This window comes from Salinicola sp. MH3R3-1 (genome assembly GCF_001937155.1).
Classification (GTDB): Bacteria; Pseudomonadota; Gammaproteobacteria; order Pseudomonadales; family Halomonadaceae; genus Salinicola; species Salinicola halophyticus.
In genome coordinates this window covers 1-386 of sequence record NZ_MSDP01000092.1, presented here as the reverse complement: position 1 = coordinate 386, position 386 = coordinate 1, and the positions used below count along the sequence as shown (strand labels likewise).

Below are 386 nucleotides of genomic sequence, written 5' to 3'. Positions count from 1 at the left end.
GACGCTGCCGACAGATTCGTTGGCATGACGGTAATCAGTGGCCGACCGGGGCGGTTCGGATCGAGATGGGCGTGATGGACTGGAACAATCGGGCCGGAATGAACGGGACGCCATGAGAGGTCTCCTGAGGGAATTCTCAATCAGTAACACAGGCGTACGGAAACGCGCATCGGTTTGGCGGCAATGACAGGAAAAAACGAGATGGTGGGTCGTGTAGGATTCGAACCTACGACCAATTGGTTAAAAGCCAACTGCTCTACCAACTGAGCTAACGACCCATGCGCTTCTGATCAATGGCGCTTGCCATAAAAGCATCGACCCGTCGGAAAGTGGTGGGTCGTGTAGGATTCGAACCTACGACCAATTGGTTAAAAGCCAACTGCTCT

General features: G+C 53.6%; 1 tRNA gene. It reads right to left on the bottom strand.

What is annotated here, in order from left to right:
• Positions 1-202 precede the first annotated feature (202 nt).
• A tRNA-Lys gene (locus BTW08_RS18500) sits at positions 203-278 on the bottom strand.
• Positions 279-386 lie beyond the last annotated feature (108 nt).